Raw genomic sequence first — 10084 nt, 5'->3', positions numbered from 1 at the left:
GCAGCTTCTGGGCTTCGGTCATGAACTCATCGAGGAGGGAGGAGTTGACCAGGCTGTCCGGTGATAGCGTGAGAAAATCGGTGCCGTACACTTGGACGGCAATGTCTTTATAATCCCTGACATTGGGATCATCGGTTTTCCCTACAAAGAAGCAGGTGGTCTCATATATTTCTGCCCATAAATCCAGAAGCGGTTGACCATCAGCCTCGAGATTGTACAGCATCTGCACCAGCATTAAGGCCTGGAGGGTATGTCGGCGGGACAGATCACCGAATAGGTCAGGCTCCATGGTGAATATGGTCCAGCCGTACCACATCATGGCTTTGAAATAGGCCTTTAACGTATCGCTTTTAGTATAATGCCCCCGCGGCTGAAATTGACTGTAGTCCAAGGCTGAAAACTCGCCAAAAATTGGCGAGAAATTAAAACCATCATGGTCTGCGATAAGCACCAGTTCGGAGTCCACCAGCGTGGAGACAGTCTCAGGAACGGCAACGCCATCTCCCTTCAACAGCCTGGCAGTGACACTCAAAAAAGCCAGATTGCGCCGCGCCGCTCCCTGAGCCTCCGGCTGCGTGGATTGCTCAAAAACGGATTGGGTGCTATCTAGGAGGGCATCTGTCATCAGGCCCAGCATCTCAACAAAATGCTGGATTTCGATCTCAGCCAGAAAACGATCGAAAAGAACGTGATAAGTATGCAGGACCGCATCCGTGGTCACAAAAATAGGTACACCATCCCAGGTGCAGGAATTATAGATATCGTACAGTTGCTGATACTTGCCTCTTCTAACCGTAAAATGGTTTTGGAGGAGCAGAGTCGAATCGATTGAATTGAAAGTCCCCGCAAACCGAGCAAAATCGTCAACATTACTGAAGTCAGGCTCGACAGCATAAGTTTCCAGAGAGGGTATCACCTCAACGAGATAGGGATGATAGGTGCCGAATTCAGTCTCCACATCACTGGTGATATCAGCCAGCATTTGGGCTTGCAGAGGAAGAACAGTCATGGTGCCCATGAGTACAATTGCTGCCGTTATCTGCCTCATTATGTATTCCCCCTATTTATAGAAATAAAGTCTTATCGCTTTTAAATATACGTTGCTTTTTAACTATACTCAATGATCATGCCGCCTACAACTAAGTTGGAGCAAACAAAATACCAGGAAAGCCCGGTCGGAAGACGTGGCAATCCAAAGCGGGCGCTCAAATGAAGGCTGAGAGGAGCAGTTTAGCCTGAGCATCGAAAATCAACAGGATTCCGCAGCCGCCCTGAAGAGATTCGACTATCAGAAAGTTGACGGTTATTTCAGAAAGCTGAGACTATTGAACGCTTGGCGGAGCGCAAAGTGGTTAAGAACGGAGGGATGATGACTATAGTTCATCGCGTTATGACCTGGAAGGGTCAGGGTGAAAGGTGCTTGAGACATATACTAGCGCGCCTCAATCGGTTCCATCCTGGTAAGGATGTAGTTTTCGAAGTAGTACAATCCCGGATATTCCCCGCCCTTATACTCCCATAGCTGATGATTGACGCCGAAGCGGTCGGTTCCCTGGGTGATATAGTCGGGCGGGCCCAGGATATCTTCGAGCTGGGATACCAGCAGGCCGATGCGCGGCTTGGTAGGGGGCACTTTATAGCGCAGTTCCCGGGCCTCCTGGAGCTGGTCTTCCACACTGCTCCGGATTTCACCCTGCGCCAGACGTCTAAGCCGGGCTTCCAGCTCGACGACCATTTCGTCCAGTTCAACCTTGCGCCGGGGGTCCAGGGCCTGGCTGAGCTTGAGGGACTGGAGGGCCAGGGCCAGGGCGGAGCGGTCGGCGGCTATCTCGGCTTCCTTTAAAAGGTCCTCAGCCACCCGTACTTTATAGCCTTCAATCTCCACCTTGCGGGAGGTGTCGGCAGCAATGGCAAGGTCGTATTTCTTCAGGGCCGCCGTAAAAGCGCCCAGTGAGCGCAAGTTATGCCCCTGACGGATGAGCAGCTCGGCATCAAACCGATCCACCAGGTCCTCTTCTACCGGTAGCAGCTGACGGGCGGTGCGCAGGATCCGATCCGTATTCTCCAGGTCGTTGCAAACCAGTAGACTGTCGGCATGCTGCAGGTAGATATAACCGATTTCCGCCCTTCCCTTCACAATGGCAGGCATGAGGGTGGAATCGGCCTTGGCCTCAGCCCGGTCGAGCCAGCGGAGCGCTTCCTGGAGTCGACCTTGTTCCTGCATAGCCTGGGCGAGGTCGACCTGCTGGTAGGGAACCAGTTCTTCCGCCAGGGCCAGCAGTCTTCGCGCCCGGCGTACTTTGCCATGTTTCGGATGGCGATCCAGGAAGGCACGCAGGTTATCCTCAGCAGCCATGTAATCACCGCGATACAGGTCCTGCTTAGCCCGGTCGGCGGTAGTGGTTCGGCCGCCCAGAACCGCGCCAAAGGTAAAGAATAGTCCCAGATAACGCATCTGGAGTCCTTCGATGGGAGAGATATGATCCGGGTCTGCCAGCTCGGGAATATCCAGACCATGGTAGCGCAGCTCCGCACCCAGCATATACCTGATATTCCCGGCTCCCGGACGGAAAAATTTTATCCCCACGGCGAAGTCGGAGCTGGTGCCGGAACCCTTCAGATAGTGCTTGATAATGCTTGCGCGGTAGACGCTCCCGGTGGCAATGCCCCGCGTTAGCTGGAAGTAGACGTACCGTTTCTCAGAGCGCTGGTAACCGATGGTCATATTCACCAGTGCATGATGGAATACCGGTGCAAAACGGTACTCGAAGTCACCTTCCGGCCAGTTTCCAGGCAAGGAAGGGGAAACAGGAATCTGGTTGGTCCGGAGAGCCACTCCCACCATGACATCCAGCAAGCTGAAGGGCAAAAAACGGTGCAAGGGATTGAATTTTACTAAATCCAGATCATAGACGAATGTAAACCGGGAAAAGAGAGTGCGAATAGACGTGATCTCCGACTCGGTGCTGTCCAGAAGGACCGCAGATTGATCCCCCTGGAAGAGCGACAGTGGGAAGGCCTGGAACATATCCGGTCCACCATAGGGGACCAGACCGGCCTTGACATCAAAGGGCGCCACTAGAACCGGGATGCGGAATTCCAGGGGATTGATCCGCAGATCCCAAAACCGTACGATAGGATTAGGTCGCCAGGGGTGCGTTTGCCCGGAGGCCACCACTGGCAGGGCCATAAATACCAGGCCTACAATGAGGCGCGAAGCTGAGATGGAATGGCTTTGAGAGCCCGGTGAAACGTTTAGTATGCTGGTCATTGTGTTAACTTTAAGGATAAAAAATGATGTTTCCAATCGGTGCATATATTATTATTATTCACTATAAACGTGCCAAGAGCACTTATTATCTAATTTCGAACCAGATCTAAAGTATACTAACCACCATGCCTGTGCGAAGGGCTCGTCAAGATGGCAAACCGAATGGTATCGAATCTCTTGCAGTATTAATCTATGACGATAATAAGGAATACCGCAAATTTATCAGCAGTATTTTGGGACAGTCCCGGGAAATTACCTTTACTGTCAGGGAAGCGAGTAATACCCAGCAGATGGACTCAGAACTGGTCAGGCACCCACCGGAGGTGGTCATTCTTGACCTGGCGCTCTCTGGAAAATCGGGTATGGAGTGGCTACAGGAGATCCAGGAACGGGACATAGCCCCGGTAGTGATCATTACCGGGGACGGAAACGAGCGGATTGCTGTAGAAGCCATGAAAAGTGGCGCCCTTGATTACATCCCCAAAACCTACCTCACCTACGACCAATTGACCAAGTCACTCGTGAATGCCAGGGAGAAATGGGACCTGCGCAAAGAGAAGGAACGGTTGCAGGAAGAGCTGGCTCGTATGGCCATGTATGATGCTCTTACCGATATTCTCTCACGGCGCGCCCTCATCGAACAGGTCGAGTTTGAAACCCAGCGTACTAAGCGCTACAATCGCAATCTCTCCATTCTGATGATCGATATCGATCATTTCAAACAAGTGAACGACACCTATGGACATGTTGCTGGCGATACCGTTCTTAAGGAAGTAGCCCAAATCCTGCAGAAGCAGACCCGCGGCAGCGATTTCGTAGGCCGCTATGGAGGTGAAGAGTTCCTGGTCCTTCTCCCTGAAACCAGCCTGATCAAAGCCCTGGTTCTAGCCGAAAAACTCCGGAAACGGGTGGCCGAACTAGCTCTACACTTCAACGGACAAGTGATAAAAGGTACTACCGTCAGCATCGGCGTAGCGGATTATCAAGGCGATTCCACTGTTGAGGAATTCATTAACCGCAGCGACCAGTGGCTTTATGAGGCTAAAGCGAACGGCCGCAACCAAGTTCAGCCCCAGCCAAGCAGCAAAAACTAATCCCCCTGCGGTTACCGCCGCAGCGAAACATCTAACTGATCCACCCAGGAAATTGTAGCTTAAAAAATATGAGCGCAGTATCACGTCAACAACAATCTAAAGACGAGCGGCACAGATATCACCGCGTTCTCTGGTGGGCTTTTGGTCTAAACCTTACGTTTATGCTTGTGGAGCTGGGTGGCGGGTTGGTCACTGGTTCTATGGCCCTCCTCTCCGATGCCGGACACATGTTCACCGATGTAGGTGCCATTGGCCTGGCCCTCTTTGCCAGCTGGCTGGCCCTGAAGCCTAAAGATCCCCGCCGCACCTATGGCTACCTACGGGCCGAAATCCTCGGTGCGCTGGTCAACGGCATGGCCCTCATCTTGTTGTGCGGCTATATCTTAGTGGAAGCTTACCACCGCATTGGCAGCCCACAACCCGTGCCCGGAGGACCGGTATTGGCCATCGCCACGGTGGGGCTCATGGTCAATCTGAGCTGCGCCTTGCTTATGCGTCCGGGGCGTCAGGCTAATCTGAGCCTGGAAGGGGCCTATCTCCATATGATATCCGACGCCCTGGGATCCATCGCGGCTATGGTAGCTGGTGGGGTGATCCTTCTTACCGGCTGGACCCCGATAGATACTCTCGTCAGCGTACTTATCGCCGTCCTCATTCTCCGCGGGGGATGGCGCCTACTCATGAAATCTATCGATATTCTCATGGAAGGAACACCCCCTGAAATTGACTACCACCAGGTCCAGGAAGCGCTTAAATCCAGGGAACATATTGAGGACTTGCACGATTTACATATCTGGTCTATTTCGTCGGGAGTACTGGCGCTAAGTGCCCATATTCAACTGAGTAATGAATGCGTCAAATCAGGACATTGGCCCCAGTGCCTCCGAGAAACTCAGAATTATCTAAGGGATCAGTGGGGAATTGAACATACTACTTTGCAGACTGAGCCACCCTTCTTCCGGGAGAGCTATGGCTAGGCGAACCCGGCATCCCGGAGGCTGCTTGGTCAGCCTTTTACCTTGCGAACGGATCGTAAGTTTGATTCTCCCCCTGCTATTTATCCCCGTTTGGGGCCAAACGATGCCGGGCGCTCTAACCATCACCAGGCTCCAGTATGGGGGTGGGGGTGACTGGTACGGCGATCCCAGCTCCCTACCTAATCTGATCACTTATGCCAGAGAACAGACTGGTATTAGCATCGCCTCTGAGGAAGCCAGGGCGGCAATCGGCGAGGATATCTTCTGGGGGAGCACCTATCTTTATGTGACGGGCCACGGCAATATCCATTTCACTGATGAAGAGGCAGCTCTGTTGCGGTCGCACCTTGTTGCAGGGGCGTTTCTTCACGCCGATGACAACTATGGCATGGACCGTGCCTTCCAGCGAGAAATGAATAAAGTGTTTCCCGACAAGGACTGGGTGGAGCTACCCCCCGATCACCCCATTTTCAACATTGTCTTCCCCTTCCCCGACGGGCTGCCCAAGATTCACGAGCATGATGGCAAACGACCTCAGGGACTGGGATTGTTCCATGAAGGCCGGCTTATCGTTTTCTATACCTATGAATGCGATCTGGGTGATGGCTGGGAAGACCCACAGGTGCACGACGTGTCGCCTGAACTACGCGAGGCAGCCTTGAAAATGGGGACCAATATCATTGCCTACGCTCTGAGCCGGTGATGACCGAACGGCCAATCCAGCGTACTCTTCGGCGAGTCCGCTCACACCTGGCGCGCCTCACTTTAGGGCGCGACCTGCTTCTGTCGGCCATGTTGTTGGCCTCCGTGTTCACTGCGGGCGTGTGGTATGAACGCCAACTTTACCTATCCACCACTACGCGGACAGTGATCATGTGGGGCTTGGTGGATCTGATCCTGCTACTGGTACTTGTAATTATCCTGCGGTGGCTGGGCACCTGGCGCGGCTGGTGGCCATGGGTCCAGATGGATTCCATTGCCGCCCGCGTGGGAAACCGGTTGGCCTCCTCACCCGACCGGCTCCTGAATGCGCTCCAGCTGGAGCGCCGCCTCGCCGCTGAAGAGTCCAGTGCTAACACCGACCTGGTCATCGAATCGGTACGAGTGGTGGCCCAACGGCTCCATGAACTCGATTTCCATGATTTAGTCCCCCGGCGGTATCTACCACCAGTGCGCCTCGTGGGGATTGTCGTGATCCTGCTAGTACTGACGTGGGCCGTCGCACCCAGATCCATGGTCCAGGCAACAGCGCGCTTGGTGCACCCAGACCTGGAGTACCCCGTCCCAACCCCGTTTATTCTCCTCTCCCTTACGGGAGACATGGAAATCCTGGGGAGAGACACCGCAGAGGTGGTCTTCACCGCCATTGGTGCCGCACCACCAGCCGTGGACCTGGTTTGGGATAACTATTATGGCCAGGTTCACACGACCAGTCTCCCCCTGGTGAGAGACCATTACACCTATCGATTAGAAAACATGCAGGACGATCTCCGTTACCATGCCAGGTTTACAAACCGGGCTTGGTTCTCACCATGGGATCAAATAGTCTCCCGGATTCACACTATTACCATTATCGACCGTCCGGTTATTGAGGAGCTGACATTCAAGATCACGCCACCTGAGTATACCCGAGAACCATCCGAAGAGATGGGAGGGAATGTAGCCGACATTACTGCCCTCATCGGCAGTCGGATCCATCTGCGGGGTACTACCACTCTGCCCCTGAAATCATCAACCATGAATCTAGGCGAGGAAGAGATACCTATTTCAGCTGATGGCCATACGCTCCGAGGCAGTTTTACCCTTGAGCGATCTACTGATATGACCATTTCGGTGGTTGATAAACGGGGTGTGACGAACGCCAATCCCATTCATTACACTTTCACCGCCCTGCCGGACTATCCCCCTACGCTGTCGGTTATTCTACCTATAGTGTCAGTTGACCTGGACGAGTCAATGATGGTACCCATCCAGTTCGATGTCTCTGATGACTTTGGATTCAGCCGGTCTCAGGTGACCTTCGAACTCCATCACCCAGAGTACCTCACACCAGATGATCAGATCTACACCCACATCATTCCCGAGCTGCTGCCTGCCAACAAAAGCCAGCGCGTGACGCATGTCTGGGAGCTGGGCGAGCTTAACCTGGTACCGGGTGACGAGGTCAATTTCCACATCACAGTCGACGATAACAATATCATCACTGGTCCGGGAAGGGCCGTCTCCGGTACGCTGATCGCCCGTGTCCCGACCCTAACGGATTTATTCGCCCGGGTAGCTGAGAGCTCCGACGAAGCTGCTTCTACTGCCGAAACCGTGCTGGAAGACTTGGAGGAGGTGAGAGCCCTCCTGGAGGAAATGGAACTTGCGTTCCGCAACGAGGAGCACGTTTCCTGGGAGCAGCAGCAGAAAGGCAGGGAGGTCCTGGAGACTTTGGAAGAGGTAATAGCAGCTATGGAATCGGTTCAGAAGCAAATCCAGGAGCTGGGAACGAAGGCCGAGGAAAATAGTCTTTTCAGCGATGAACTGCTTGAGAAGTACGACGAGCTTCAAAATCTGCTTGAAGAAATCATGACCCCGGAGCTGGAGGAAGCCATGGCCCAGCTGAGGGAGGCCTTGCAGAACATGGATCCCGAGCGGCTTAAGAACGCTCTCCAGAACATGCAGTTTCAAGCCAGTGAGTTTGAAGCCCAGCTTGACCGCTTCCTGGATATCTTTCGGCTAGCCCTGGCAGAGATGAAAATGGATGAGATAGTGAAGCGGCTGGAGCGGATGGTAGCAATTGAAGAGCAACTGTTGAGACAGCTGAACAACGCCGCCGAAGGGCAAGGTCAGGATAGCATTGAAGACAAACGATCCCGAAGTGGAGAAGCGCCTGAGCCTTCACGGAGCTTGCAGGATTTAGCTGCCCGCCACGAGGAGCAGGAACGAGCCCTGGAGGCCGTCAAGGAAACCATGCGTGAGGCCGCCGAAGCCGTAGAACCCTACAGCCCCCAGGCCGCCTCACAGCTCCACAACCTGCGCGACGCCAACCTGACACAGGAAACGGAGGGCAGCCTCCAGCGGGGCACCGGGGCCCTCCAAAATCAGCAGTTGACTGCCAGCCAGGCCAACCTGCAAGAAAGCAGGGACCATCTGCAGGCCCTTCAGAATGAGGCCGCTGCTATTGGGGAACAGTTCCAGCTGGCAACGGTTGGTGAGATGCTGGCCCGTTTTCAACGGATCATGAGCGGCGTTTTGGCCATGTCAAAACAGCAGGAGGAGCTGTTTCTAACAACCGAGCACATGAGTCACAGTTCGCCCCGAGTGCGGGAGGCTGCGGAACGGCAGCACCTGCTTGTGAAAGGGATGTCCCGACTCATTGAACAGTTGATCGCCTTGAGCCACCAGTCATTTTACATCACGCCAGAGGTAGGCCGTACGGTGGGCCGCGCCAATGCTGCTATGCATAAGGCCGTGGGGAGCCTGGAGGCCAACGATCCCCGGGGAGCGGCGAAAGCCCAGCAGGAGGGCATGATAGCCCTCAATGAGACAGCTATGGCCCTCAACAACGCCATGGCCGTGATGCAGCAGAGCGGTTCCGCTTCCGGGTATGAACAATTCCTGCAACGAATGCAAAACCTCACCCAGGGGCAACAAGGGCTGAATGATCAAGTTCTGAGCATGCAGCTGGGGCAAATGGCCGCCATGTCGCGGATCGAGCTCATGCGCCGCCTGCAGGCCCGCCAACGGCAGCTGGCTCAGGTGCTGGAACAAGTCCTGGAAGACTTCCCCACCCAGAGTGGTGGCCGTCAGGGTGGCCTGGGTCAGGCTCTTGAGGATATGGAGGAGGTAATCAAAGACTTTCAACGGCGCCGGGTTACGCGCCAGACACTGGAACGGCAGCAAAAGATCGTGACCCGTTTGCTGGATAGCCAAAAATCACTCACCGTCCAAGACTTCAAGGAGGAACGCAAGGGTGAGGCTCCCACCCAAATCCTGACCTATGCCGGTCCCTCCGGTCTGCCCGCCAACCTGGGCGAACGGGAAGACCTCATCATGCAGGCTATGGATAAGGCCTTGCGAACCGGCTATTCCCAGGATTACCAGGTCATCATCCAGAACTATTTCCAGCAATTAACCAGCTGGCAGGCCCAAAACGAGTGAGATGCCGTGACCAGAGTGATAACAACACACTTATTATGGATGCTGATGATAATCGCCGCCGGAGTATCCGTAGGATTACCTCAAAGCCGCCAGGCCATCCGGGAAGCGGAACAGTCATTCAACCTCGCCCTCAAGCTGGAGCAATCCGGCAACACTGAACAGGCCCTGGCGATTTATTCCCGCCTGGTTAAGGAATTCCCCGGCAATATCCGGTATTACCAGCGGCTAAAACATGTGCTACGAAACTCCGCCCAGTATAGTGAGCTACTCCAAGTCATCAACGACCACCTGCGCCTGCAACCGAATGATATCCAGAGCTTGGTGGAGTTGGGAGACGTCCAGCTTGCCCTGGGTAACAAGAACCAGGCATTGCTAACCTGGGAAAGCATCCTCCAGCAGTACCCAAATAACCACATGGCCGAGCGGCTTGTCCTTACGCATCTTTTCGCCAACAACCTGACTGATGAAGGTACCGATCTGCTCACGCACCTGAGGGAAATAAAGGGTGATTCCAGTTTCTTTGCGCCGGACATGGGCCGTCTATACGCCGCCCGGCTTAGCTACAACCTGGCCACTGACGAGTTCCTCCGTTATCT

General features: G+C 54.2%; 7 protein-coding genes. 5 read left to right on the top strand and 2 right to left on the bottom strand.

Annotated elements, in window-relative coordinates; genetic code table 11:
- Positions 1-1048 (bottom strand): DUF3160 domain-containing protein (locus tag ACETWG_12370; protein MFB0517382.1); only part of this gene is annotated, 1048 nt, incomplete at its 3' end.
- Positions 1049-1432: 384 nt separating this feature from the next.
- Positions 1433-3271, bottom strand: coding sequence for a hypothetical protein (locus ACETWG_12365; protein MFB0517381.1), 1839 nt, complete (start codon positions 3269-3271; stop codon positions 1433-1435).
- A 125-nt stretch (positions 3272-3396) separates the two neighbouring features.
- Between ACETWG_12365 and ACETWG_12360 the strand changes: the two genes are divergently transcribed.
- The 5 genes from ACETWG_12360 to ACETWG_12340 all read left to right on the top strand — a co-directional run.
- Positions 3397-4365 (top strand): diguanylate cyclase, encoded by a 969-nt coding sequence (locus tag ACETWG_12360; protein ID MFB0517380.1) that lies wholly within the window; start codon positions 3397-3399, stop codon positions 4363-4365.
- A gap of 68 nt (positions 4366-4433) precedes the next feature.
- Positions 4434-5342, top strand: coding sequence for a cation diffusion facilitator family transporter (locus ACETWG_12355; GenBank protein MFB0517379.1), 909 nt, complete (start codon positions 4434-4436; stop codon positions 5340-5342).
- A 103-nt stretch (positions 5343-5445) separates the two neighbouring features.
- Positions 5446-6045 (top strand): DUF4159 domain-containing protein, encoded by a 600-nt coding sequence (locus ACETWG_12350; GenBank protein ID MFB0517378.1) that lies wholly within the window; start codon positions 5446-5448, stop codon positions 6043-6045.
- Positions 6045-9488, top strand: coding sequence for a DUF4175 family protein (locus ACETWG_12345; GenBank protein MFB0517377.1), 3444 nt, complete (start codon positions 6045-6047; stop codon positions 9486-9488). The genes ACETWG_12350 and ACETWG_12345 overlap by 1 nt, the downstream gene beginning before the upstream one ends.
- Positions 9489-9533: 45 nt before the next feature.
- The coding region (locus ACETWG_12340) for a tetratricopeptide repeat protein (GenBank protein MFB0517376.1) at positions 9534-10084 on the top strand (551 nt) is incomplete at its 3' end.

The sequence above is a fragment of the Candidatus Neomarinimicrobiota bacterium genome (assembly GCA_041862535.1).
Taxonomy (GTDB): domain Bacteria; phylum Fidelibacterota; class Marinisomatia; order SCGC-AAA003-L08; family TS1B11.
Note: the sequence above shows the minus strand (reverse complement) of the source record. Positions and strands in the feature narration are given on the sequence as shown.

Excerpts from the sequence above, each read along its gene's own strand:
- ACETWG_12350 (MFB0517378.1), top strand. The coding sequence starts at position 5,446 with ATGCCGGGCGCTCTAACCATCACCAGGCTCCAGTATGGGGGTGGGGGT.
- ACETWG_12345 (MFB0517377.1), top strand. The coding sequence starts at position 6,045 with ATGACCGAACGGCCAATCCAGCGTACTCTTCGGCGAGTCCGCTCACAC.
- ACETWG_12355 (MFB0517379.1), top strand. The coding sequence starts at position 4,434 with ATGAGCGCAGTATCACGTCAACAACAATCTAAAGACGAGCGGCACAGA.
- ACETWG_12365 (MFB0517381.1), bottom strand. The coding sequence starts at position 3,271 with ATGACCAGCATACTAAACGTTTCACCGGGCTCTCAAAGCCATTCCATC.
- ACETWG_12360 (MFB0517380.1), top strand. The coding sequence starts at position 3,397 with ATGCCTGTGCGAAGGGCTCGTCAAGATGGCAAACCGAATGGTATCGAA.